18 protein-coding genes are annotated in these 23,578 nt (G+C 73.4%); 5 read left to right on the top strand and 13 right to left on the bottom strand.

Going from position 1 to position 23,578, the window contains the following annotated elements; translation table 11 throughout:
* The first annotated feature begins 223 nt into the window (after positions 1-223).
* Positions 224-439, top strand: a complete 216-nt coding sequence (locus ACLBYB_RS00315) for a hypothetical protein (protein ID WP_042674010.1) — start codon at positions 224-226, stop codon at positions 437-439.
* A 70-nt stretch (positions 440-509) separates the two neighbouring features.
* Here the strand turns inward: ACLBYB_RS00315 and ACLBYB_RS00310 are convergent, their stop codons facing one another.
* Complete coding sequence (locus ACLBYB_RS00310; RefSeq protein WP_132366881.1) at positions 510-3,947, bottom strand: SbcC/MukB-like Walker B domain-containing protein; 3,438 nt, start codon at positions 3,945-3,947, stop codon at positions 510-512.
* A gap of 171 nt (positions 3,948-4,118) precedes the next feature.
* Between ACLBYB_RS00310 and ACLBYB_RS00305 the strand changes: the two genes are divergently transcribed.
* Positions 4,119-5,795: a methyl-accepting chemotaxis protein gene (locus ACLBYB_RS00305; protein WP_447697492.1), complete on the top strand. Its 1,677-nt coding sequence runs from the start codon at positions 4,119-4,121 to the stop codon at positions 5,793-5,795.
* A 169-nt stretch (positions 5,796-5,964) separates the two neighbouring features.
* On the opposite strand, the gene ACLBYB_RS00300 is transcribed toward ACLBYB_RS00305, so the two are convergent.
* The 8 genes from ACLBYB_RS00300 to ACLBYB_RS00265 form a co-directional block, all read right to left on the bottom strand.
* Positions 5,965-6,591: a DUF4194 domain-containing protein gene (locus ACLBYB_RS00300; RefSeq protein WP_020095807.1), complete on the bottom strand. Its 627-nt coding sequence runs from the start codon at positions 6,589-6,591 to the stop codon at positions 5,965-5,967.
* Complete coding sequence (locus ACLBYB_RS00295) at positions 6,584-7,954, bottom strand: Wadjet anti-phage system protein JetA family protein (RefSeq protein WP_091679805.1); 1,371 nt, start codon at positions 7,952-7,954, stop codon at positions 6,584-6,586. Before ACLBYB_RS00295 ends, ACLBYB_RS00300 begins: the two co-directional genes overlap by 8 nt.
* A 36-nt stretch (positions 7,955-7,990) precedes the next feature.
* On the bottom strand, positions 7,991-8,407 hold the full coding sequence (locus ACLBYB_RS00290) for an FKBP-type peptidyl-prolyl cis-trans isomerase (protein ID WP_026605341.1): 417 nt from the start codon (positions 8,405-8,407) through the stop codon (positions 7,991-7,993).
* Positions 8,408-8,550: 143 nt separating this feature from the next.
* Positions 8,551-10,647, bottom strand: coding sequence for a methyl-accepting chemotaxis protein (locus ACLBYB_RS00285; RefSeq protein WP_447697491.1), 2,097 nt, complete (start codon positions 10,645-10,647; stop codon positions 8,551-8,553).
* A 303-nt stretch (positions 10,648-10,950) separates the two neighbouring features.
* The gene (gene coaBC / locus ACLBYB_RS00280) at positions 10,951-12,174 is read right to left on the bottom strand and encodes a bifunctional phosphopantothenoylcysteine decarboxylase/phosphopantothenate--cysteine ligase CoaBC (protein ID WP_100252648.1); all 1,224 of its coding nucleotides are present in this window, start codon (positions 12,172-12,174) and stop codon (positions 10,951-10,953) included.
* A gap of 43 nt (positions 12,175-12,217) precedes the next feature.
* Entirely contained in the window at positions 12,218-12,940 is a 723-nt protein-coding gene (locus ACLBYB_RS00275) for a di-trans,poly-cis-decaprenylcistransferase (protein WP_020093610.1), read from the bottom strand.
* 76 nt (positions 12,941-13,016) lie between these two features.
* Positions 13,017-13,406, bottom strand: a complete 390-nt coding sequence (locus tag ACLBYB_RS00270) for a transcriptional regulator (protein WP_020093611.1) — start codon at positions 13,404-13,406, stop codon at positions 13,017-13,019.
* Positions 13,393-14,010 carry a hypothetical protein gene (locus tag ACLBYB_RS00265; RefSeq protein WP_056525429.1) on the bottom strand — a complete coding sequence of 206 codons (618 nt, stop codon included), beginning with the start codon at positions 14,008-14,010 and terminating at the stop codon, positions 13,393-13,395. The genes ACLBYB_RS00270 and ACLBYB_RS00265 overlap by 14 nt, the downstream gene beginning before the upstream one ends.
* Before the next feature lie 301 nt (positions 14,011-14,311).
* Here ACLBYB_RS00265 and uvrB point away from each other — a divergent pair, with 301 nt between their 5' ends.
* Positions 14,312-17,065 (top strand): excinuclease ABC subunit UvrB, encoded by a 2,754-nt coding sequence (gene uvrB, locus ACLBYB_RS00260; RefSeq protein ID WP_447697490.1) that lies wholly within the window; start codon positions 14,312-14,314, stop codon positions 17,063-17,065.
* Positions 17,066-17,081: 16 nt separating this feature from the next.
* On the opposite strand, the gene ACLBYB_RS00255 is transcribed toward uvrB, so the two are convergent.
* The gene (locus ACLBYB_RS00255; RefSeq protein ID WP_042674712.1) at positions 17,082-17,300 is read right to left on the bottom strand and encodes a hypothetical protein; all 219 of its coding nucleotides are present in this window, start codon (positions 17,298-17,300) and stop codon (positions 17,082-17,084) included.
* A 134-nt stretch (positions 17,301-17,434) separates the two neighbouring features.
* Between ACLBYB_RS00255 and ACLBYB_RS00250 the strand changes: the two genes are divergently transcribed.
* Together ACLBYB_RS00250 and ACLBYB_RS00245 are read left to right on the top strand one after the other, a co-directional pair.
* Entirely contained in the window at positions 17,435-17,968 is a 534-nt protein-coding gene (locus ACLBYB_RS00250) for an ankyrin repeat domain-containing protein (protein ID WP_020093615.1), read from the top strand.
* Positions 17,969-18,027: 59 nt separating this feature from the next.
* Positions 18,028-19,785: an outer membrane protein assembly factor BamB family protein gene (locus ACLBYB_RS00245; protein ID WP_447697489.1), complete on the top strand. Its 1,758-nt coding sequence runs from the start codon at positions 18,028-18,030 to the stop codon at positions 19,783-19,785.
* A 362-nt stretch (positions 19,786-20,147) separates the two neighbouring features.
* On the opposite strand, the gene ACLBYB_RS00240 is transcribed toward ACLBYB_RS00245, so the two are convergent.
* The 3 genes from ACLBYB_RS00240 to ACLBYB_RS00230 all read right to left on the bottom strand — a co-directional run bounded on the left by ACLBYB_RS00240 (position 20,148) and on the right by ACLBYB_RS00230 (position 23,575).
* Positions 20,148-21,473: an O-antigen ligase family protein gene (locus tag ACLBYB_RS00240; protein WP_447697488.1), complete on the bottom strand. Its 1,326-nt coding sequence runs from the start codon at positions 21,471-21,473 to the stop codon at positions 20,148-20,150.
* 126 nt (positions 21,474-21,599) lie between these two features.
* The gene (locus tag ACLBYB_RS00235) at positions 21,600-22,502 is read right to left on the bottom strand and encodes an alpha/beta hydrolase (protein WP_042674716.1); all 903 of its coding nucleotides are present in this window, start codon (positions 22,500-22,502) and stop codon (positions 21,600-21,602) included.
* Positions 22,503-22,585: 83 nt separating this feature from the next.
* Positions 22,586-23,575 (bottom strand): lytic transglycosylase domain-containing protein, encoded by a 990-nt coding sequence (locus ACLBYB_RS00230; protein WP_100252654.1) that lies wholly within the window; start codon positions 23,573-23,575, stop codon positions 22,586-22,588.
* Between the last annotated feature and the right edge of the window lie 3 nt (positions 23,576-23,578).

Below are 23,578 nucleotides of genomic sequence, written 5' to 3'. Positions count from 1 at the left end.
CCAGGGCAGCTCAGTCGCGCTCAATACGGACATGGAACACCGAACCGCGCCCGAACTCGTGCCTCGGCACCGGATGCTGGTTTCGAGAACCGCCCGAATTGATCGCAAAGCTGCCGCAGAGATGCTTGCATTGACGCTCAGACCATCGATCGCCGCAGCCCCTCGGCAGAGCCCGGCGGCGGCGATCTGAACGGTCCAAAACGGTTCGGAAGGACGAGTACCCATGGAAACCGAAGCTCTGGAACGGCCCGCGGATCTGACGATCTGGCGCACGGCCCCGGCGAGCGCCCCGCTCGCGCAGCCCGAGCGCTACCGGACCCTGCGGGAGGCGATCGCCGCCGCGGCCGGCGCCCTGGCCGACCCGGCCAAGCAGCCCTGGATCATCACCGAAGAGGGCGAGATCCTCTCGCCGAACTGGATCCGCACCTACCTGAACTGACGATCGATCACCCGGAGAACGGGGATACCGGGGACGGCGGCGCGAAGCCCCGCCCCGGTGCCCCGCGGGCTCACTCCGCGGCGTCCGACTGGCGGAAGCCCTCGATCCCGACCTGGTCGGGGTTGATCGCGTGCAGCGCCCGGCGGGCCGCCTCGAGGGGGTGCTCGGCCTCGATCCGGACCGAGGTCAGATCCGGGCTCTTGTAGACCGTCACGATCGTGTCCATCACCTCGGTCAGCGTCGTGCGCTTGTCCTCGGGGGCGGCGATCAGCAGCTGCAGCCCCCAGGCGCGGTAGAGATCGACCAGCGCCTGGCTGTTGCGCACGTCGAGCTTCGAGAACGCCTCGTCGAGCAGGCACAGGCCGAGCCCCGGATTCTCGTCGCCCGGCCGGTCGCCCGGGTAGTACGCGCTGGCGAGCGACGCGGCGATCGCCACGTAGAACGGCGCCTGCGCCTCGCCGCCGGAGCCGCGCAGCGCCCGGGCCGACATCGTGGTGCGGTTGCCCGCCCGGTCGCGCATGCCGATCTCGTAGACGAAGTAGTTGCGGTAATCGGCGAGCCGCGCCGCGTCGTCCGCGCCGGCGATCAGGGCGGTGATCTCCTCGAGCGCGGCCGCCATCGGCCCCTCCGCCTCGCCGGCGAGCAGCGCCTGCGCGGCCTCGGGCGAGCGGGCGGTCTCGGTGGCCAGCGCGTGGACGGCGGCGTAGCGGCGGTCCACCGCCGCCTCGAACGCGTAGGTCTGGCCGGTGAAGCTGCGCGCCGAGAGCCGCTCGTTCAGGGCCGCGAGCCGGGCATGGACCCGCTCGAATCGGTCGGCGAGGCGCGTCAGCAGGTCCTCGGTCATGAGGCGGCGCATCTCGGACTCGGCCCGCTCTGCCTGCGCCCGGTAGCGGCGCAACTCGTGCCCCTCGACCGCCTCGTATTCCCGGCGCACCCAGGCGAAGCCGTCGATCGCCGGGGCGTCCCCCGAGGCCAGCGGGTTCTCCACCCGCCAGGCGGCGCAGGCCTCCGCAAGCTCGCGCTCGGCGATCCGCCCGTGCGAGCGGGCGGCCTCGGCGGAATCCCGGGCGAGGCCGCGCTCGGCGCTCACCCGCGCCCCGGCCGCCTTGGCGTCGAGGCCGGCGAGCGCCCGCCGCGCCTCGGCGACCGCGCCGAGGTCGAAGGGCTCGGCGCGGGCGAGGCGCACCCGCGCCGCGTCGCCCGCGCTCAGCTGGCGCAGGGCCGCGCGGCGGGCCGACAGGGCGGCGCGGACGGCCTCGCGCACCGGCCCCAGACGGGCGCGCAGGGCCGCCTCGTCGGCGAGCAGGCGGTCGAGCTTCGGCTCCAGCTCCTCCGACAATTCCCGCAGGTAGCCGACCCGCTCGGTGGTCAGCGCGGCGATCTCGGCGGCGAGCCCGGCCGTGTCGCGCTTCTCGATGCCCTCCCGCTCGGTCTGGAGCGTGCGCCGCCGCCCCTCAAGCCCGTCGAGCTCGGCCCGCAGGGCCTCCACCGCGTCGAGGCCCCGGGCGACGCGGGCCCGGATCGCGGCGGCCGTCCGGGCGGCCTCGCGCAGGACCGCGGCCTCGCCGCGCAGGCGCCGCGCCTCCGCGACGGCGATCTCGTGGGCGCGGCGGCTGTCGGCGGTCGGCCCGCGATGGCCGCGGGTCATCAGCAGGTCGACGCTGCGGGTGACCGTGTAGGCCATGCCGGCCGTGGTCCGGCCGCTCGGCGCCACGGCCCGGGACAGGCGCGCCAGCTCGGCATCGTCCCGGGCGAGGTCGTAGCCGCCGAGCCGCACGCCGAGGAACGCCTCGGCGTGGGGGTCGCTGGTCTCGATCACGGTGAGCGGACCGTCGTCGTAGCGGCGGGCGCGCTGCTTGGCGGTGTCGGTGGTCTTGACCAGGATGCAGCGGCTGAAGCGGTCGCGGCCGGATTGCAGCACGCCGAGCGCCTCGCTCAGCCGGTCCGGGGCGACCACCAGGGCCTCGCGGGCGCGCCCGAGCAGCCCTTCGAGGGCCGGCCCCCAGGTCGGGTCGACGATCTCGGCCAATTCGCAGATCGGCAGCGCGTCGATGCCGCGCCGCTCCAGCTCGCCGCGGAACGCCACCGTGTCGGAGGACAGCCGCGCCGCCGGGCCGCCGCCGGTGCGCGGCGCCGTGCGCTCGGCCTCGCTCTCCTGCGCGCGGGCCTTGAGCGCCGCGTCCTCGGCGGCCCGCTCCAGGGCCTCGTCGAAGTCGGGCAGGCGCGCCAGCCCGTCGGCCAGCTCGGCCAGCGGGCCGTCGGGGCGCAGGATCTCCTCGGGCGAGGCGTCCCGGCGCAGGCCCGCCCGGGCGCAGGCCTCGGCGAGGCGGGCCGCCTGCGGGCAGCTCTGGCGCAGGATCGGGGCGACCGGCTGGAGCTTGGCCATCTGCCCGACGAGGGCGACGAGGTCGCCGATCCGGCCGATCAGTTCCTTGCGGTCGCGCTCCAGCATGGACAGGCCGAGCGTCGAGGCCGCGAGCCGGCCCTCGGCGGCGCCCGCGGCGGCCAGCGCCTTCTTCTCGGCGATCTCGCCGTCGATCTCGCGGACGTAGCCGCGGCTCGCCGCGACGCGCTCGCGGGCGATGCGCAGGGTGTCGGCGCCCTCGCGGAGGCGGCCCCGGACGGCGATGAGGTCGAGGCTGCGGCGTCGCAGATCGGCGCTGGCCGCCCGCAGCTCGTGCGTCGCGGCGGCGAGGACCGCCTCGCCCCAGGCCTCGTAGCGGTCGCGCAGGCGCCGCAGGCGCCCGAGCCGGGTCTCCAGCTCGGCGATGGTCTCCCGGAGGCGCCGCCAGTTGGCGATGGAGTGGCGCACGCGCTCGACGTCGAGGGGCTCCGGCTCGAGCACGAAGGCGCGCACGAAGGCGCTGGTGTCGAAGATCGGCTTGAACGCCACCGCGTTGGCGAAGCTGCGCAGGAAGTGGCGCGGCTCCGGCGCCGGCGCGCCCTCGCGCAGGGTCGCCAGCACGTCGGCCGTGAAGCGCTCGCCGGAGGTGCGGTACTCGGTGAAGCTCGACGCGCGGGCGCGCAGCTCCGCGGCGATCTCGCTCCAGGGCGCCGTGTAAGTGCCGCCGGGGGCGGTGCGGGCGTAGTCGGAGACCTCGAACCGGTGCCCGACCGCGATGAAGCGCGACAGCACGGTCTCCTTCGGCTCGGCGGCCCGGGCCGCCAGGGCGAGGCCGACCGAGACCACGCGGCCGGAATCGGGGTTCTCGAAGACCAGCACCAGCACGGTCTCGCAGGATTCCCGCGTCGGGCGGCCGCCCTCCGCCGGGTCGCTGATCCAGCCCAGGCAGTAGTCGCGCACGGTGCGGGCGCTGCGGCCGGAGGCCGAGGCGTTGAGGGCGAGGCGGCTGGCGTTGTTGCCGGCCAGCACCGTGCCGACCGCGTCGAAGATCGTCGACTTCCCGGCCCCCGTCGGCCCGACCAGCGCCGCGGCGCCGCGCAGGCGGATCTGCTCGCGGCGGATCAGGTACCAGTTCGAGATGGCGATGTCGGTGAGGACGTACACGGTATCGGTGGGTCGGTGGCGGGGAATGAGCGGCCCAGTTGGCCGGACTCAGCCGCGTATGCAAGCCGACACACGCGAACCCGTGAAGCCTGATCCTACCTCAGGTTATAACCCTGTTAGCACAAACTGTTCATGTCCTGCGGGTCTCGCCTGCACGACCGGAACCGACCGATGCGTCTCAGTCTCAAAGCAAAACTCAGCGGCCTCTTCGCCCTCCTGCTCCTGGCGGCGATCGTTCAGGGCGGCGTGACCCTCTACAAGATGCAGGCGGTCGACCAGCGGCTCGCGGAGCTGATCGACAACGCCGTGCCGTCGATCAACGAGGCCCAGGCGATCAACGCCCTCGTGATGCGCTCGCGACTGTGGCAGTTCCGCTACGTGACGGCGGATACTGACGCCGAGCGCGAGACCAGCCTGAAGAACGCCGACGAGATGATGCGGAACCGCCAGGCCAAGGCCGAGGCGTACCGCGGCCTGGTGGCGTCGAAGGAGGAGCAGGGGATCTACGACGACCTGCTCGCCAAGCTGGCGGTGCAGCAGGCCGACTGGACGCGTCTGCGCGCCTTCCCGGCCGACCAGCACGACCAGGCGCTCGCCTATTTCCGCGGTCCGATGAACGCCAACTACCTCGCGGCCTCCAGCGCGACCCGCGCCCTCGCCGACCTGAACATCCGGAACGGCGAGGCGGCCGGACGCGCGGCCCGCGACAGCCAGGCCGACGCGGTCCGGACGACCGTCGTGAGCCTGCTCGTCAGCCTCGTCATCGCGCTCGGCGCCATGCTGTACGCCTTCACGGGCGTGTCGCGGCCGCTTTCCGGGATGACGCTGTCCATGCGGCGGCTCGCCGACGGCGACACCCAGGCCGAGATCCCCTACGCGGCGCGGCGGGACGAGATCGGCGCCATGTCGGCGACCGTCGCGGTGTTCCGGGAGAACCTGCTGCACGCCCGCGCCCTCGAGGCCGAGACCGCGCAGGCCCGTGCCGGCGCCGAGGCGCAGCGCCGGCAGGCGACGCGCGAACTCGCCGACCGGTTCGAATCCGCGATCGGCGGCATCGTCGGCTCGGTGACGTCGGCGGCGACGCAGCTCCAGTCCACGGCCCAGAGCCTCACCGCGACGGCGACGCAGACGGCCGGCCAGTCCACCAGCGCGGCGGCGGCGGCCGAGGAGGCCTCCTCCAACGTCACCACGGTCGCGGCGGCGGCCGAGGAGCTCGGCTCCTCGGTCAACGAGATCGGCCGCCAGGTCGGCTCCTCGGCGGACCTGGCGCAGGCCGCCGTCCGCGAGGCCGCCGCCACGGCCGACCTCGTCCAGGCCCTGAGCACCGGCGCGCGCCGGGTCGGCGAGGTGGTCGACCTGATCTCGGCGATCGCCAGCCAGACCAACCTGCTGGCGCTGAACGCCACGATCGAGGCGGCCCGGGCCGGCGTCGCCGGCCGCGGCTTCGCGGTCGTCGCCACCGAGGTGAAGGCGCTGGCCGACCAGACCGCCAAGGCGACGGCCGAGATCTCGGCCCAGATCGCGCAGATCCAGGGCTCGACCGGCCAGGCCGTCCAGGCCATCGACGGCATCGCCGGCCGCATCCGCGAGATCAGCGGCATGGCCAACTCCATCGCGACGGCGGTGGAGGAGCAGGGCGCGGCCACGCAGGAGATCGTCCGCAACGTCGCCGAGGCCGCGACCGGGACCGAGTCGGTGACCGTCAATGTCAGCGGGGTCGCCGGCGCCGCCGAGGAGACCGGCGCGGCCGCCGCGCAGGTCCTGGCCTCGGCCTCCGAGATGGCCCGCCAGGCGGCCCATCTCGGCAGCGAGGTCGAGCACTTCCTGGCGACGGTCCGGGCGGCCTGAGCGCGGTCACGTGGGTTCGGCCGCACGTCGCGGTTGACGTATCTCACTCCGTCATCGCGAGCGCAGCGAAGTGACCCAGGGCAGCGCGACGCCGGCAATCGTGGCGCCGGCTGGATTGCTTCGCTCCGCTCGCAAAGACGGCGCCGAACTGGTCGACCGGACGGCGGAATCAGGCCTCGCCGGCCTCGGACCACGCCCGCAGGCGCTCCATCCAGGCGTCGGAGGCCAGCACCGTCAGCCCCGGCAGGAGCGACAGCGGCGTGACCCGCTCGACCCGGTCGCGCTCGCCGAGGCGCAGGCCGCCGCGCTTGGCGTAGAGGCGCAGGATGTCGGCGAGCCGGCCCTCCTCGGGGGGCTCGTTGCGCGCCACGGCGCGGATCTTCTCGACGATCTCGTCGGTGGTGCAGTCGACGATCCCGTCCGTTCCGGCCCGGTGGTCGCGCAGGCCCTCCTCGTAGAGGAGGCGGAGCGCCAGCAGCACCAGGGTCTCGTCCTTGCGCAGGCGCTCCGAGACGATGTCGTGGCGCGGGGCGTCGGCGGCCGGGCTCAGCGAGACCATCTGGTCGCGGTGCGAGACGGTCAGCGCGTAGCCGAGGCAGGCGAAGTAGTCGGTGAAGAACGGCGCGTAGTGCCGGGCGAGCTCGTAGGAGCGGCCGATGCCCTGCGTCTCGGCGTAGATCACCTGCCCCTTCAGCAGCACCTGGAGGGCGCGGCACAGCTCCTCGGCGTCCGGCGCCCGGGCGCCGGGCGGCGGCGGCTCGTCGCCGTCGATGATCGCGCGGAAGCCCTCAAGCACGGGGACGGCGCTCCAGCAGGAAATCCGGGCAGTCCAGCCAGCCGTTGACCACGCGCTCGGGCAGCCGGGTCAGGGCGTAGCGCGCGCCGAGCTTGGCGTCGAACAGCACGTCGATCTCGCGCAGGCGCTGGAACACGATGAAGTCGTCGACGCCCGCGATGACGATCTGCGACCCGCGCAGCCGCACCGCCTTGCCGAGCCGGGCCTCCACGAAGGCGCTCATGCTCTCGGGCGTCACGGTGGTGCGGCGCCGGAACTCCGCCTTGGCGGCCGCGAAGGCGTCGACCACGGGGTCGTCCTCGATGTCGGGCAGCGGCTCCATGTCGATGGCCGACTTGCGGGCGCGCGGCGCCTGGAGATGCGCGTGCCCGATCGGCGGCCGCAGCAGCGAGACGTCGCCCGGCACCTCGGGGGCGATCTCCGACCCGCCGACGGCGCGCAGCATCGCGGCGACGCGCTCGACGCCGCTCGGGTCCGGGCGGTCCATCACGTGCAGCGCGGAGGCGATCCGGCGCTCCAGGCGCGCCACCACGGCGTCGACGGCGTCGAGGTGGTTGTCGAGGCCCTCGAACACCGCGAGGATCTGGGCGAGATCCGCCCGGACGGCCCGCTGCGCCGTGTCGAGGTCGGCGCTCCGCCCCTCGCGGATCAGGCCCTCGGCCAGGGCCCGGACCGTGAGCGCGTCGCGCAGCGCCCGGCCGGCCTCGCGCACCACGCTGGCGCGGAAGCGGAACGGGTTGAAGCGGGTGTGCAGCGTCCGGTAGTCGCTGATCAGGTGGCGCTCGACGAAATCCTCGAAGAACAGCCGGAAGGTCTTGGCGCGGTCGGGCTCGCGCAGGATGCGCTCCTCGACCTTGCGCATGCCGGCCGCGAGGCCGCGCACGTGGGACAGGAAGGCGGCCGCGCCCCGCGCGGCGTTGGACAGCGCCTCGGATCGGTTCGCCGGGTCCGACAGGGCGCTCTCGAGCCCGCCCAGCACCTCCAGCACGGCCCCGCCGTAGGAGCGGGTCTCGCCCCGTTCCAGCCGCGACAGCTCCTCCAGGAGGAGGCGGGCCTCGGGGTCGAACTCCGCGACCGGGACGTAGCGCTCGCGGCGCTCGATCAGCCAGCCGGTGTCGAGGAGGCGCCGGTAGAGCGCCGTGCGGCGCTCGGCCGGGTCGGCCGAGATCGGCTCGTCGCCGCTGACCTCCGGGTCGCTCCAGCCGGCGGCGAAGTCGCCGATCTCGGCCAGGAGCTCGGCCTTGCGCACCGGCTCGGCCCCGAGGACGCGCCGGTGCAGGTGCAGGAGCAGGGCCGCGTTGAAGCCGCGGCTCGGCGAGGCCAGCGGCTTGAACAGCTCGTCGGACAGCTGCGCGAACAGCATCGTGTCGAAATTCCCGCCGTCGCGCAGCCGTGCCGCTTACTTCGCGCCGAGGAGCTCGACGTCGAAGATCAGCGTGGCGTTCGGCGGGATCACGCCGCCGGCGCCGCGGGCGCCGTAGCCGAGCTGCGGCGGGATGATCAGGGTGCGCTTGCCGCCGGTCTTCATGGTGGCGACGCCCTCGTCCCAGCCCTTGATCACCTGGCCGGCGCCGAGGGGAAAGCTGAAGGGCTGGTTGCGGTCGCGGGACGAGTCGAACTTCTTGCCCTTCTTGCCGCCCTCGTCGAGCCAGCCGGTGTACTGGACGGTGACCGTCTGGCCGGCCTTCGGCTCGGGCCCGGTGCCGACGACCTCGTCCTGATACTTGAGGCCCGACGGGGTGGTCACGGTCTCGGCATTGGCGGCTGTGGTCATGGCGATCAACGCGGCTCCGAAGAGGGGGGACAGGCGAGGCATGGTTTCTCCCTGGAGCCGGCGCCGTGCGCGCCGGCCGTCGGGAGGCCTTCTATCGCCTCGGACCCGTCCAGGCCAGGGAGGCGGCCGCGGCGCCCCCAAAGGGCGCCCCACGGCGCGCTTGGAGGCGCGCTCCGGGGACGCGCTCAGGCGGCCCGGACGCCGTCGAGGAAGCGGCCGACCTCTTCGGTCAGGTGCGCGGCCTGGGCCGACAGGGCGGCGGCGGCACCCAGAACCTCGCCCGCCGCCGCCTCGGTCGCGCCGGAGGCCGCGGCGACGCCGGCGACGTGGCCGGTGACCGCGGCCGCGCCCTGCGCCGCCTGGCCGACGTTGCGGACGATCTCGCGGGTCGCCGCGCCCTGCTGCTCCACCGCCGCCGCGATCGTGGTCGCCACGCCGTCGATGTCCCGGATGCGGGCCGTGATCGTCCCGATCGCCGCGACGGCCTGGCCGGTCGAGGCCTGCACCCGCCCGATCTGGCCCGCGATCTCCTCCGTGGCCCGGGCGGTCTGCTCGGCCAGCGCCTTCACCTCCGTGGCCACCACCGCGAAGCCGCGGCCGGCCGCGCCCGCGCGGGCCGCCTCGATCGTGGCGTTGAGCGCCAGCAAGTTGGTCTGGCCCGCGATGGTCGAGATCAGCCCGACTACGTCGCCGATCCGCGCTACGGCCTCGCTCAGGTCCCGGACCAGCGCGCCGGTCCGGTCGGCCTCCGCGACCGCCGCCCGCGCGAGGCCGGCCGAGCCGTCGACCTGCCGGCCGATCTCCTGCACGGAGGCGCCGAGTTCCTCGGCCGCCGCCGCCACGGTGCCGACGTTGCTGGCCGCCTCCTCGGCCGCGGCCGCGACGGTGGTCGACTGCCCCGCGGTCTCGGCCGCAATCTCCGTCATGCCGCGGGCCGTGGCCTGCAACGATGCGGCCGCCGTCGAGACCTGCGCGACGATCCCGCCGACGGCGTCGGCGAAGCGGTCGGCGACCTGCCGCATCGCGAGGCCGCGCTGACGCTCCGCGTCCTGCCGCGCCGCCTCGGCCTCGGCCTCCAGCTGCCGGGTGCGGATCAGGTTGTCCTTGAACACCTGCACGGCCGCCGCCATGGCACCGATCTCGTTGCGCCGCCGGAGGCCCGGGACGGCAACGGCGGAATCCCCGGCCGCGAGGGCCTCCATGGCTGCCGTGATCCGCCGGATCGGCCGGAGCACGCCGCGGAACAGGGCGAGCAGCCCGAGAGCGACGAGCAGCAGGGTCGCGACCAGGGCCGCCCCGTCGCGCCACAGGGTGCTCCGCGCCGCCCCCGACAGGGCCTCGGCCCGCGCGACCATCTCGTCGAGGCAGACGAAGGCGAGGTCGACGAGGGTCACCTGCTCGGGCGTGTCGAGCTTGCGCGCCTGGGCGAGCGTCAGGCCCGGCGGCGCGCCGCGAGCCAGGGCCTGCGCCACGGCGCGCCGGCGGGCGAGGGGGGCGCCCTCGAAATTGTTCTCCCGGGCTCGCCGGAACGCGGCCTGGACCGTCCCGGACGCCTCGGCCGCGGCCTCGATCGCCGCGTTCCAGGCCGCGTCGAGCCGTCCCCGCTCCTCGGCGGCCGCGACGGTCTCGTCCAGCGACCAGGACACCCCGGCCGCCAGGGATGTCTGCACGCGCAGCGCGACGGCGCCGTTGGCCATGCGCGTCGCCCACGCCGCCCGCTTCAGGGCGAGGTCGCGCCGGAGGAGCCCGTCGGACAGCGGGATCGCGGCGTCCACGGCGTCGCTCGTGGCGATCAGGGCATCGAGCATGGCCTGGAGGGCGGCCCTGGCCTCCGCCGTCACCGCGCCGTCGCGACGCGCGCCCGGCACGTCCAGGGCGGCGTCGACCCGCGGCCGGAGGCGGTCGAGGCGGCCGCTCGCCTCGTGCAGCCGGCCGACGGTCGCCGCCACGGCGGGGAGTTCGAGGCCGTCGAGGAGCGGCCGGGCCGCGGCGAGCCCCGCGATGGCCCGCTGCCGGTCGGCGTAGAGCGACGCGCGAGTCTCGGCCTCGACGGGCTCGGCGGCGGCGAGGAACTGCAGCGTCGCGCCCCGCTCGAACCGGGTCACGTTCAGCGTCTGGAGGAGGGCGCGGCTCGCCCGCACCAGCGCGATGACCCGCTCGGCCTCGGCGGCGTGCTGCCGCGCCTCCCGCACGGTGCCCGTCGCGAAGCCGAGCATGATCGTGGCCATGACGACGAGGACGAGGCTCATGGTCGTCCGGATGGACAGGTCCCCTACGCGCATCGTGCCTCGGCTCCGGCCGCCCGTTCGATCGGGCATGCCGGAGCATAGCAAGTTTTTCCCCGCACAGCCGGGACAATGCGGGCGGACCAAGGCACAGAACCGTCTTAAAATTTCCCTTTCCGAATTATTTTCCTGCCGAACGACTGGAAAATGATTGGTCATAGGTGCAGATATTTTCGGCCACCAATCAATCGAACGCGGATTTGTTGCAGAAACACTTTTATCTTCCCTGTGCGCAACGACACTCACGCTCGGAACGGCGCGCCGTCCGAGGGGTCTCGCGTCCCTCTCGGGGACGCCGCGTCAGCCGGCCAGAAGCGCGGCGAAATGGGCGACGAGCCGCCGGGCGACCTCGTCCTTGCCGAGGCGCGGCCAGGTCTCCACGGCGCCGTCCCGCCGGATCAGGTGCACCGTGTTGTCGACGCCGCCCATGACGCCGCCCTCGGCCGACACGTCGTTGGCCACGATGAGGTCGCAGCCCTTCCGGGCGATCTTCGCCCGGGCGTGCTCGACCACCGTGTCGGTCTCGGCCGCGAACCCGACCACGAGGGGCGGGCGCCCGGCCGGCCGGCGCGCGATCGTGGCGAGGATGTCGGGGTTCTCGACCAGCGGCATCGGCGCCGGCCCGGTTCCGTCCTTCTTGATCTTCTTGCTGCCCGCCTCCTGCTCCGGGCGCCAGTCGGCGACCGCGGCGGCGAAGACCGCGATGTCGGCCGGCAGCGCTTCCTCGACGGCGGCCAGCATCTGCCGGGCGGTCTCGACCCGCACGACGGCGACGCCCGGCGGGTCGGGGAGCGCCACCGGCCCGGAGACCAGGGTCACGGCGGCGCCGGCCGCGGCGGCGGCGGCCGCGATGGCGTGGCCCTGGCGGCCCGAGGAGCGGTTGGCGATGTAGCGGACGGGGTCGATCGGCTCGTGGGTGGGGCCCGAGGTCACGAGCACGCGCCGGCCGGCCAAGGGCCTGTCCCCGCTCGGGGTGCCGAGCATCCGCTCCAGCGCGTCGGCGATCTCGTTGGGCTCGGCCATCCGGCCGGGTCCGGATTCGGGCTCGGCCATCCGGCCGGCATTCGGCCCGACGATCCGGACGCCGTCGCCCTCCAGAACCGCGCGGTTCCGGCGGGTGGCGGGGTGCGCCCACATCTGGACGTTCATGGCCGGCGCGATCAGGATCGGCAGGGTCGTGGCCAGCAGGACCGTGGTCGCGAGGTCGGCCGCGTGACCGCCGGCCATGCGGGCCATCAGGTTGGCGGTCGCGGGCGCCACCACCACGGCATCGGCCTGACGGGCGAGCTTGATGTGGCCGATCTCGGCCTCGGAAGCGCGGTCGAACAGGTCGGTATGCGCCCGCTCACCGGCGAGCGCGGCCGCCGCCAGCGGCGTCACGAATTCCTGCGCCCCCGCGGTCAGGACCGGGCAGACGCTGGCGCCCCGCTCGCGCAGCCGCCGGATCAGGTCGAGGGCCTTGTAGGCCGCGATGCCGCCGCCGATGACGAGGAGGACGCGGCGATGGGCGAGGGTCTCGGTCATGCCGCCGACCCTCTGCGCGCCGGCGCGCGCGCGTCAAGCCGCCTCAGGCGGCGGCCGGGACGGCCGGCGCCTTCAGGCCGCCGAACCGGCGCTCCCGGCGGCCGAACTCGGCCACGGCCTCGGCGAGGTCGTCGGGCCCGAAATCGGGCCACATCCGCTCGGTGAAGAGCAGCTCGGCGTAGGCCGCCTCCCACAGCATGAAGTCGGAGAGGCGGCGCTCGCCACCGGTGCGGATCAGCAGGTCGACATCCACCGGCGAGCCGTGCATCGGACCGGCCACCAGCTTGCCGAAGCTCTCGCGCGTCGGCTCCTCGCCGGCGAGGCGCTGCGCCGCCGCGATGATCGCGTCGCGGGCCGAGTAGTCGACGCAGATCCGCAGATGCAGCCGGGTCCCCGCCGCCGTGGCGGCCTCGGCGGCCGCGATCGCCTGGGGGATGCCGTCGGGCAGACGGTCGCGCCGACCGACGACGCTGAGACGGGTGCCGGTGCGGGCGAGGCGCTGGGTCTCGTTGCGCAGGTACGAGCGCAGGAGCCGCATCAGGCCGCCCACTTCCTCGGCCGGCCGCTGCCAGTTGTCCGCCGAGAAGGCGTACAGCGTGAGCGTGCCGATGCCGTGATCCGGGCACGCCTCGGCGGTGCGGCGGATCGCCTCGACGCCCCGGTGGTGGCCGGCCAGCCGCGGCAGGCCGCGCTGCGTCGCCCAGCGCCCGTTGCCGTCCATGATGATCGCGGCGTGCAGGGCTCCCGGCACCGCTTCGCTTTGCATCGTAAAGTCTCCCGGCATGGGCGTGGCGTAGAGGTCTATCGAAACGGGATTAACATTCCCGGCGGGACGGGCGGTCTCACGCCGTTTTCGTGGCCGGATCGAGGCCGCGGACACCGGATTCGGGGCCGCGCTCGGCCGCCTCCGCGGCGTCGCGCACCACCTGCTCCAGCACGCCGAGATAACCGATGAAGCGCCGACGCCCGACCGCCGTGAGGCGGCAGATCGTCTGCGACCGGTTCTGCGCGAAGCGCTTCTCGAGGCTCACCAGATCCGCCTCGCTCAGAACGGCCAGGTGGCGGCTGAGATTGCCGTCGGTGAGCCCGCACAGCCGCTTGAGATCCGGGAAGGGCAGCCCCTTCGGGTGCGCCACCAAAGAGGTCAGCACGCTCAGGCGCGCCCGCTCGTGGATGATCCTGTCGAGCCCCTCGTAGGAGAAGCGCCCCTCGGAACGGTCAGCGGTCGTCATCGAAGGCCCGGGCCCCGTGATGGATGATCCCGGCCAGCCACGCCTGGCCGATCAGGAAGGGCAGGCCCATCGTCCAGGGCGACAGGGCCCGCGTCTCGGCCGAGACCGCCAGCACGGCGAGCCCGGCGAGCAGGTACCAGGCCCCGACGCCCTGGACCGCCCGGGGCAGGATCCGCGCCGAGGCGAACAGGCCGAGGCCGACCAGAACCTGCCAGAGACCCGGCAGCATCCAGACCTCGCCGGGGGCGAAGCGGGCGATGACCAGGGCGAGGCAGGCCCCCGCACCCGCGGCCGGCAGGAACACCTCGATGGCGTTCCACACCATCGCGTCGGCGAGGCCGGAATGCAGGCGCCGGCTGCGCCGGACCGCCTCGACGCCGATCATCGCGAAGGCCGCGAGGGCCGCCGCGATCCAGAGGCCGAAGAACAGGCCCGGCCGCGCCGCGGGATCGCCGAGCCACAGCGCCTGCCCCGCCGCGCAGGCGAGCGCGAGGCCGCCGGTGCCGGCGACCGTCGCCGCGCCCAAGCCGCGGAACGCCGTGTCGCGGGCGATCTGCGAGCGGATGGCCACGATGTCGGCCAGCGCCTTGTCCAGGTCCTGCATGTGCCTCAAGCCCCCGGCCGCAGCATGCCGCACACCCCACTTTGCACCGCAAAGTATCGACGGGGTCGGCCCACCGCAAGCCGATTTCCGCGCGCGCATGCCGATCTTCTCAGCATCCGGGACCGCGGTCGAGTTCGCCCCCGGGTGAATTCTACCTATCGGTTGTATTCGCCACACCGTCTTTAGTGGAACGCCACGGCGCTCCGCGGCCCGTCCTCGGCATGGCCGGCGGCGGACGAAAGCCGTCAAACCGCACCCGCGCAGGGTTTCTCGGAGCGCGATCCGGGCCCATATTGTTCTCATGCCCGCACCGAAGAAACCGCGCGCCGCCTCCGTGACGGCCACGTCCGCCAAGGCGTCGAAGCCCGAGCTGAAGCCCCTGGACACCTACCTGGCGGAGCTTCTGAACCCGGCGCTCAACCGGAACCGTCCGGCCGCCGTCGAGCCGCCCCCCGAGGCGCCGGCACGGCCGGGCCGCAAGGCGAGGGGCAGGAAGGGCAACCCCAAGGACGGGGTGCCCGCGGCCGCGACCCGGAGGGCCGAGATCGCCCGCGACGGCTTCGCGGAGGCACCCCAGGCCGGCTACGCGCTCGGCGACGCGGCCGATGTCGACCCCCGTCTGGCGCAGGCGCTCGGCCTGACGCCGCCCGAGGACGGCCCCGCGCCGGAGGGCGCCGAGCTGCCGGATCCCGGCGGCGACGGCGGCGCCTCGGCGACGGTGAGCGCGCTGGAGCGGCTGCTCACCGAGGGCAACCCGCTGTTCAAGGACGGCAAGACCTGGACGCCCCACCGGCCGGAGCGGCCGCAGAAATCCGAGGGTGGCGTCCGGTTCACGCTCAAATCCGACTTCACCCCGGCCGGCGACCAGCCCCGGGCGATCGCCGAGCTCGTCGGCGGCGTGCAGGCGCTGGAGCGCGACCAGGTGCTGCTCGGCGTCACCGGCTCGGGCAAGACCTTCACGATGGCCAAGATCATCGAGGAGACGCAGCGCCCGGCGCTGATCCTCGCGCCCAACAAGACGCTGGCCGCGCAGCTCTACGGGGAGTTCAAGGCGTTCTTCCCCGACAACGCGGTCGAGTACTTCGTCTCCTACTACGACTACTACCAGCCCGAGGCCTACGTCCCGCGGTCCGACACGTTCATCGAGAAGGAATCCTCGATCAACGAGCAGATCGACCGGATGCGCCACGCCGCCACCCGCGCACTGCTGGAGCGGGACGACGTGATCATCGTCGCCTCGGTCTCGTGCATCTACGGTATCGGCTCGGTCGAGACCTACACGGCGATGTCGTTCACGGTCTCCCTCGGCGAGCGGATCGAGCAGCGCCAGCTGATCGCCGACCTCGTGGCCCTGCAGTACAAGCGGATCCAGTCCGACTTCGCCCGCGGCACCTTCCGGGTGCGGGGCGACTCGATCGAGCTGTGGCCGGCCCACCTGGAGGATCGCGGCTGGCGGATCGGCCTGTTCGGCGACGAGGTCGAGAGCATCGTCGAGTTCGACCCGCTCACCGGCAAGACCATCTCCGAACTGAAGTTCGTGAAGGTCTACGCCAACTCGCACTACGTGACGCCGCGCCCGACGCTGCAGCAGGCGATCAAGGGCATCAAGCACGAGCTGAAGGGCCGGATCGAGGAGCTGACCAAGATGGGCCGGCTGATCGAGGCGCAGCGGATCGACCAGCGCTGCACCTTCGACATCGAGATGATCGAGGCGACCGGCGCCTGCAACGGCATCGAGAACTACTCCCGCTACCTCACCGGCCGGAAGCCCGGCGAGCCGCCGCCGACCCTATTCGAGTACCTGCCCGACAACGCTCTGGTCTTCACCGACGAGAGCCACGTCACCGTGCCGCAGATCGGCGGCATGTACCGGGGCGACTTCCGCCGGAAGGCGACGCTCGCCGAATACGGCTTCCGCCTGCCCTCCTGCCTCGACAACCGACCGCTGCGCTTCGAGGAATGGGACGCGATGCGGCCGATGACGGTCCACGTCTCGGCCACGCCCGGCAAGTGGGAGATGGAGCAGACCGGCGGCGTCTTCGCCGAGCAGGTCATCCGCCCGACCGGCCTCGTCGACCCGGTGATCGAGGTGCGCCCGGCCCGCAGCCAGGTGGACGACCTGCTGGGCGAGGTCCGGGAGGTGGCGCAGGCCGGCTACCGGACCCTCGTCACCACGCTCACCAAGCGCATGGCCGAGGACCTCACCGAGTACCTGCACGAGAACAGCGTGCGGGTGCGCTACATGCACTCCGACATCGACACGCTGGAGCGGATCGAGATCATCCGCGACCTGCGGCTCGGCGCCTTCGACGTCCTGATCGGCATCAACCTGCTGCGCGAGGGCCTCGACATCCCGGAATGCGCCCTGGTGGCGATCCTCGACGCCGACAAGGAGGGCTTCCTCCGCTCGGAGACCTCGCTGATCCAGACGATCGGCCGCGCGGCCCGCAACGCCGACGCGCGCTGCATCCTGTACGCGGACAATATCACCGGCTCGATGGAGCGGGCGATGGCCGAGACCGAGCGCCGCCGCGCCAAGCAGCTCGCCTACAACGCCGAGCACGGGATCACGCCGCAGAGCGTGAAGCGCGGCATCGCCGACATCCTGAGCAGCGTGTTCGAGCGCGACCACGTGCAGGTCGATACCGGGCTCGCCAAGGACGCGATCACGGTGGGCCACAATCTCAAGGCCGTGATGGCGGACCTCGAGAAGCGCATGCGGGCGGCCGCCGCCGACCTCGACTTCGAGGAGGCGGCGCGGCTGCGCGACGAGCTCAAGCGGCTCCAGGCGACCGAGCTGCTGGTCTCCGACGACCCGATGGCCCGGCAGGGCGACGTGGAGCGCGAGGCCGGCAAGTTCGGCCGGAAGCCGCCGCGCGGGGGCAGCCGCATCGCCAGGCCCGACCTCGACAATATGGGCCCGGGGACGGACCGAGAGCTGCCGGTGGGCGGCGCGGCACCGGTCTGGCAGGAGCGGCCGAAGCCGCGCTCGACGCAGGGGCTCGGCGGTCAGAAGCCCAAATATAAGGGCGGCGGTGGGCGACGGCGGGGCTGACCCGGCCGCCGGGGCCTCAGGCGGCCTCGCTGCCGCGGCCGAGGCCGTGTCCCGACCCGGCCTCGCCGGCATCGACGATGGCCTGCGCGATCCGGACCACGAGGACGTGGCAGGCCTCGTCGTAGGCGTGGGAATCCGCGCGGACCGCCGCCTCAACGACGGTCCCAGCCTGCTCGCGCACGATCTCGCGGGCGGTGCGCAGCGCGTCGGCGTAGGGCTCAAACGGTCGGGGCATCGTCGCGCTCCGGAGACGCCGGGCCTGGCCCGGATAGGCGGCTGGAACGAGCCGGGCGACGAAACTGTTCCCCCGGCCGCTGGACGTCGATGCCGCAGCGGCCCAGATCAGCCGCGATGAGTGACGAGCACGCGATGGCCTCAGAGACGAACCCGCCCCCGACCCTCGACGACGAGACCCTGGCCTTCGCGGGCCGGGTCTTCCAGTACGCGCGGATGGGCCACGCCGAGGAGCTCGCCGACCTGTTCGGGCAGGGGCTGCCGGCGAACCTGCGCAACGACAAGGGCGACAGCCTGCTGATGCTCGCCGCCTATAACGGTCAGGCGGAGGCCGCCCGGGTGATCCTGGAGGCCGGCGGCGACCCGGAACTCGCCAACGACCGCGGCCAGACGCCGCTCGCCGGCGCGGCCTTCAAGAACGACCTCGCCGTCGCGCAGCTCCTGCTCCGGCACGGGGCCGCGGTGGACGGGACCGGCGACGGCACCCGCACCGCGCTGATGACCGCGGCCATGTTCGACCGCACCGAGATGGTCGACCTGCTCCTCCAGCACGGCGCCGACCCGGATCGCCGCGACGCCTCCGGCCAGAGCGCCGCCGACATGGCCCGGGCCATGGGCGCCCAGGCGACGCCGGCGCAGCTCGACGGGGCGCCCCGGCGACAGGCGTGAGGCCGCGTCGCGAGAAGACCTGTTCGGGCGCGACGGGCGCCGCACACGGGAGCACAACCTTGTCGCGATGGATCGGGGCCGCCCTGCTGGCCTGCCTTGCCGGAACCGCCTCCCTCAATACGGCCTCCGCCGCCGAGACGCCCTGGCCGGCCTTCGGGCACGACCCGAGCAACCGCAACTTCTCCGAGCTGACCCAGATCAACCGCGACACGGTCGGCCGGCTGCGTCCCGCCTGGATCTTCCAGACCGGGGTCACCGGCTACTTCCAGGCCCAGCCGGTGATGGTGGACGGCACCCTCTACGTCTCCACGACGCAGAACAACGTCGCCGCCCTCGACGCGAAGACCGGGAAGCCGCTCTGGACCTACACCCACAAGCCGCGCACCGAGAAGATCTTCGGCCCGCCCTCCAACCGCGGGGTCGCGGTGTCGGGGGGCCTCGTCTTCGAGGCGACCATGGACGGGCAGCTCATCGCCCTGGACGCCAGGACCGGCCGGATCGTCTGGGAGAAGGAGGCGGTGCGCCCGGAGGAGGGCGAGACCGAGACCGCCTCGGGTCTCGCCGCGACCCTCGGCGGCAAGCCCGTCCAGGGTTCGAGCCGCCTCGGCTTCAAGATGCCGCCGCTCGTCGCCGACGGGCTCGTCATCGTCGGCGTCACCGGCGCCGGCTACGGCCTCCACATCGAGGACGAGGCGGGCGGCCTCGACGGCGGCTCGGTGGTCGGCATCGAGGGCGGATACGGGCGGCGCGGCTGGCTCGCGGCCTACGACGCGAGGACCGGCGAGGAACGATGGCGCTGGTACGTGACGCCCTCGGAGGGCTGGGAGGGCGGCTTCGTGGAGAAGACCGCCGACGGCACGCCGCTCCACCGCGACATCGCCGCCGAGAAGGCGGCGGCCCCCGCCAACCGCGATGCCTGGCGGGTGGGCGGCGGCTCCCTCTGGATGACGCCCGCCTACGACCCCGATCTCGGCCTGATCTTCCTCGGCACCGGCAACCCGGCGCCGCAGAATTTCGGCCTGTCGCGCCCGGGGGACAATCTCTACACGATGTGCCTCGTCGCCCTCGACGTGAAGACCGGGAAGCTGCGCTGGTACTACCAGCAGGTGCCGCACGACGAGTGGGGCTACGACGTCGCCGCGCCGCCCTTCCTGCTGGACATGCCGGGCGGCGCCAGGGCGGTGGCCTCGGCGAGCAAGACCGGCTGGATCTACGTCCACGACCGCGCCACGGGGAAGCTGCTCGCGCGCTCGGCCCCGCTGATCGAGCAGAAGAACCTGTTCGCGCCGCCGACCCCGCAGGGCACCGTGGTGGCGCCCGGCCCGCTCGGCGCGGTCTCGTGGCCGCCCACCGCCTATGACGGGACGCGCGCCTACGTGCAGGTCCGCCACGGGGCGACGACCTACACGGTGAAGACCGTGCCGGCCGCCGCGGGGCGTCCGGAGATCCGCTACACGGAGACCGGGGAGGCCAGGGGCGAGCCGTCCTTCAGCACGCTCACGGCCGTCGATCTCGCGGACGGCGGCCGGATCGCGTGGTCGGTGCGCGGCGCGAGCCGCCTCTCCGGGGGCACCCTGGCGACCGCCGGCGGGCTCGTCTTCTCGGGCGAGGAGGACGGCCATCTCGACGCCCACGACGCGCGGGACGGCCGGATTCTCTGGCGCTTCCAGTGCGGGGCCGGCATCAGCGGGCCGGCGATGACCTACGCGCTGGACGGCAAGCAGTACGTCGCGGTGGCGGCGGGCGGTGCCTCGTTCACCAGGGCGTCGGGCTTCGGAACCGGCGACGCGCTGCTGGTCTTCGCACTGCCCGATTGACCGCGGCCGGCCCACAGCGCGGACGGATGTCGCGGCGCGCCGGACTCGCGACGCTGCGGCGGGACGGGACGCCCCGGCGCGGTCCCTTGGCTAGTGGGCCACGAAGAGGGACAGCGCGCACAGGGCGCTCACGCCCAGCGCGAACGTCACGTCAGTCCAAGCGAAACGAGCCCTGCCCGGCATGCAGAATCTCCGCGCGAATGCCGACCAACAGTTTCCCGGACAAGTTGTTGCCGTCCGCTATCGGACAGAAGCCTCGCGGACGGGGGACGGAGACGTTCGAGGAGGCAGGCCGGGACGGGTACGCTCACGACGCGCGGCCTTCCGCGGCCGGCGCGTGATGTCCGGGCGCCCGGGGCGCTTCAGCCCGCCGCGACGGCGTAGCGGGTGCGCAGGCGCAGGCCGAACACCGCCATCATGAACATGCAGCAGGTGGCGTTGTTGCCGTTGTAGAGCACCGTCTCGAAGGAGGCCGAGACCAGCCCGAGGAACCACAGCCTCAGGAACAGCAGGGTCTCCGCGTCGAGGCGCGTCCCGCCGGCCACGCGCTGCAGGTCGCGCACCGGGGCGAGCACGAAGGCCACCACGGTCAGGGCGAGGAACGGCAGGCCGCCGATCAGCGCGGTGTCGAGATAGGCGTTGTGGGCGTGGTCGACGGTGTTGACCCAGGTCAGCGCTTCGGAGCCGGCATACATGGTCCGCTCGGTCATCCAGAAGGCGCCGATCCCCCAGCCGCGCCAGGGCCGGATCGCGATGTTGTCGATGGCGAATTGCCAGATCTCGCTGCGGCCCGTGAAGGTCGCGTCGGTGAGCAGCGAGCCCACCGCCTCCTGGATCGGCGGCGCCAGCACCGAGCCGATCGAGATCAGCGAGAACCCGATCACCGGGCCGAGGAGCAGCAGGCGGCGCAGGAACCCGCCGGTCAGGACCTGGCACAGGCCGGTCACGGCGAGGATCACCGGCAGGAGCAGGATCGCGGTCTTGGAGCCGCTCGCCACCAGGAACCCGGCTGCCAGGAGCACGATCGCCCAGCCGAGGACGCGGCTCGCCACCCTGGCGACGTAGAGGCCCACGATCACCAGGATCACCATGGCGGCACCGGCCTCGTTCTTCTGCGGGAAGATCCCGCGCCAGAGGCCCGGGTGGCTCGGATCGGAATTGACGTCGAAGGCCGAGTGGATCGCGAGGTTCGGCACGAAGGCGACCGCGAGGTAGGAGGCGAGCACGATGACCAGGGCGGACCCGGCCATGGTCAGCGCCAGCTGGCGGGGCGAGCGGGCCACGATCAGCACGCCCGCCGAGAGCATCGCCGCGATGGCGAAGAGCGCGAGCCGCCGCAGCGACAGGCTCGGCTCGACGGAGAGCAGCGCCGTCGCCCCGAGCCAGAGGGCGCAGAGCACGAGGGGACGGGTCACCAGGGGGCGGAGGTGGCGCACGCCGATCCGGTGGATCGCCGCCGCCATGGCGGCGCCGGCGCTGAGGAACAGGATCTGCGTCAGCAGGCTGCCGTCCTCGGAGGCCGCGAGCATCGACCGGTCGGACAGGTCCTTCAGCCAGACGTGGTTCCAGAGCAGGACGAAGACGGCGCCGTTCAGGAGCACGCGCAGAACGTCCGGCACGTCGCGGCCCGCGACGCCGCGCTGCCGCCCGTCGGCCGGGATCCCGATCGCCGCGTCCGCAGAAGCCATGCCGTCCCACCGCGAGGCCGCGCCGCGCGGCCAGGACCATTCTAGCGGCCCGCAGGTGCGGGGCGATGGAAAATCAGATGTTGCACCCCGCGATCGCGCGATAACCTTGACGCGGTGCCGGCGGGGTCAGCGCCGCATCGTGTACTGCGAGCGGCCGGCGGATTGCCGCATCAGGAAGGACGCCATCTCGGCCAGTTCCGGCGCCTTCGAGCGGAAGGTGACGGACAGCGCCAGCAGCGTGTCCTTGTGGTCGAGGCCCGGGTAGAGCCGCTCCTGGACCGGGACGTGCTCGGCCCGCAGCTTGGCGGCGAGGCTGACCGTGTGCCGCGGCTTCACCACGGTGTCGGCGTCGCCGGTCGCCAGGAAGGCGGGGGGCGAGAGCGGGCCCACGAAGGCGACGGGCTGCGTGGCCTCCGGATCGGGCGCCTTGCCGAACACCTTGACGGTGGTGTCCTGGTCGAACGGCAGGAAGTCGTAGGGGCCGGACAGGCCGGCGACGGCCTTGATCACCTTGGGATCGACCCCGGCGGCGATCACGTAGCGCGGGTCGAGGCCGAGCATCACGGCGTTGTAGGCGCCCGCCGAGTGGCCGGCGAGCACGATGCGGCGCGGGTCGCCGCCGTATCCGGCGATGTTGTCGCGCACCCACGCGATAGCCTCGGCGCCGTCCTCGAGGAAGCCGGGGAACGGCGCCTCCGGGTAGAGCCGGTAATCGGGCAGCACCGTGACGAAGCCCTGCGCCGCGAGGGCGTGCCCGACGAAGGCGTAGTCGTCCTTGGCGCCGCTCTGCCAGGAGCCGCCGTAGAAGAACACCAGGACCGGCGCGTTCTCGGCGCCCGCGGTGGGAACGTAGACGTCGAGCCGCCGCCGCGGACCCTCGCCGAAGGGCTGGTCCTTCGCGGCGAGCCGCCCCCCCGGATCGCGCGGGCCGATCGCGTCGAACAGCGCGAGCGGCGAGGCAGCGGTGAAGCCGAACGCGGCGAGCCCGAGGCAGAGGAGGCTAGCGAGCGCGGTGAGGAGACGTGTCATATCCCATCCGGTTGTCCCGACCGGGCCATACCGCACCGCCCTCGGGGCGGATTGATGACGCTCTCGGGGCGGATCACGAAAAATCAGGTCCGCAGCACGAAGCAGGCGCCGCCGACCTTGCGGATGCGGCCGCACAGGTCGTCGGCCGCCTGCCGGCTCTGCGCCGGGATGCGGATCCGGTAGAAGGCGCGGGTCCCGCGGTTGCGCAGGCGCGTGCCGATAATCATCGGCCGCACCTCGCCGATCACCCCCGCGTAGGCGCTCCGCGCGCGGTTGAAGCTCTGCAGCGCCAGAGCCTTGGAGAAGTTGCCGGCGAGCTGGATGCCCCAGGGAGCGGCCGGCCCCTCGTTGAGGCCGAGGGCGAAGCGGTCGCCGCGTGACGGGACGCGCAGGCTGGCGGTGACCTGCAGGCAGGTCTGCGGCGCTTCCGGCTTGGTCTCCCTCTTGGCCTCCCCCTTGGCCTCCTTCTGGTCCGTCGCGTCCTTCTGACCCTTTGCCTCGGACTTGCTCTCGGACTTGCCGTCGGACTTGGCGGGCGCGCCGCCCTCCGGGAACTCGATCGCCTTGCCGGGGCCGGTCCGCCAGTCGTCCACCGGCTGGCCGGTGATGTTGGCCACGTAGGCCCGCGTCTCGGCGGGCAGGCCGCCGTCGCCGGCGAGCCACTTGCTCACCCGCGCGGCGCCGCCGTTATAGGCCGCGGCGGCGAGGCCCAGATTGCCGAACTGGGTCCTCAGGTCGGCGAGCAGGTGGGCCGCGTGCGGGATCGCCTGCTCGGGATCGAACGGGTCGAGGAGGCCGCGCTCCCGGGCGGTCCCGGGCATGAACTGCGCGACGCCCTGCGCGCCGGCCGGACTCACCACCCCGACGCGAAAACTGCTCTCGCGCCAGATCAGGCGCGTCAGGAACGGTACCGGCAGGCCGCGGGCCTTGGCCGAGTCGTCGATGAGGCGGCACAGGGCCTGCTCGACGGTCTCGGTCGCCCCCTCGGACGGGGCGGCCGCGGCCGGCTGCGCGCAGGCGAGGGCGAGGAGAAGCGCGCCGAGGCGCAGGGGCGGGGCGGTCACGCCGCGCATGTA

This window comes from Methylobacterium sp. D54C, assembly GCF_053345595.1.
Note: the sequence above shows the minus strand (reverse complement) of the source record. Positions and strands in the feature narration are given on the sequence as shown.

What these genes read in the sequence shown, in the direction of transcription:
- ACLBYB_RS00275 (WP_020093610.1), bottom strand. Translation starts at nt 12,940, where the DNA reads ATGCAAAGCGAAGCGGTGCCGGGAGCCCTGCACGCCGCGATCATCATG.
- uvrB (WP_447697490.1), top strand. Translation starts at nt 14,312, where the DNA reads ATGCCCGCACCGAAGAAACCGCGCGCCGCCTCCGTGACGGCCACGTCC.
- ACLBYB_RS00240 (WP_447697488.1), bottom strand. Translation starts at nt 21,473, where the DNA reads ATGGCTTCTGCGGACGCGGCGATCGGGATCCCGGCCGACGGGCGGCAG.
- ACLBYB_RS00250 (WP_020093615.1), top strand. Translation starts at nt 17,435, where the DNA reads ATGGCCTCAGAGACGAACCCGCCCCCGACCCTCGACGACGAGACCCTG.
- ACLBYB_RS00315 (WP_042674010.1), top strand. Translation starts at nt 224, where the DNA reads ATGGAAACCGAAGCTCTGGAACGGCCCGCGGATCTGACGATCTGGCGC.
- ACLBYB_RS00285 (WP_447697491.1), bottom strand. Translation starts at nt 10,647, where the DNA reads ATGCGCGTAGGGGACCTGTCCATCCGGACGACCATGAGCCTCGTCCTC.
- ACLBYB_RS00270 (WP_020093611.1), bottom strand. Translation starts at nt 13,406, where the DNA reads ATGACGACCGCTGACCGTTCCGAGGGGCGCTTCTCCTACGAGGGGCTC.
- ACLBYB_RS00255 (WP_042674712.1), bottom strand. Translation starts at nt 17,300, where the DNA reads ATGCCCCGACCGTTTGAGCCCTACGCCGACGCGCTGCGCACCGCCCGC.
- coaBC (WP_100252648.1), bottom strand. Translation starts at nt 12,174, where the DNA reads ATGACCGAGACCCTCGCCCATCGCCGCGTCCTCCTCGTCATCGGCGGC.
- ACLBYB_RS00305 (WP_447697492.1), top strand. Translation starts at nt 4,119, where the DNA reads ATGCGTCTCAGTCTCAAAGCAAAACTCAGCGGCCTCTTCGCCCTCCTG.
- ACLBYB_RS00265 (WP_056525429.1), bottom strand. Translation starts at nt 14,010, where the DNA reads ATGCAGGACCTGGACAAGGCGCTGGCCGACATCGTGGCCATCCGCTCG.
- ACLBYB_RS00235 (WP_042674716.1), bottom strand. Translation starts at nt 22,502, where the DNA reads ATGACACGTCTCCTCACCGCGCTCGCTAGCCTCCTCTGCCTCGGGCTC.
- ACLBYB_RS00295 (WP_091679805.1), bottom strand. Translation starts at nt 7,954, where the DNA reads ATGCTGTTCGCGCAGCTGTCCGACGAGCTGTTCAAGCCGCTGGCCTCG.
- ACLBYB_RS00290 (WP_026605341.1), bottom strand. Translation starts at nt 8,407, where the DNA reads ATGCCTCGCCTGTCCCCCCTCTTCGGAGCCGCGTTGATCGCCATGACC.
- ACLBYB_RS00230 (WP_100252654.1), bottom strand. Translation starts at nt 23,575, where the DNA reads ATGCGCGGCGTGACCGCCCCGCCCCTGCGCCTCGGCGCGCTTCTCCTC.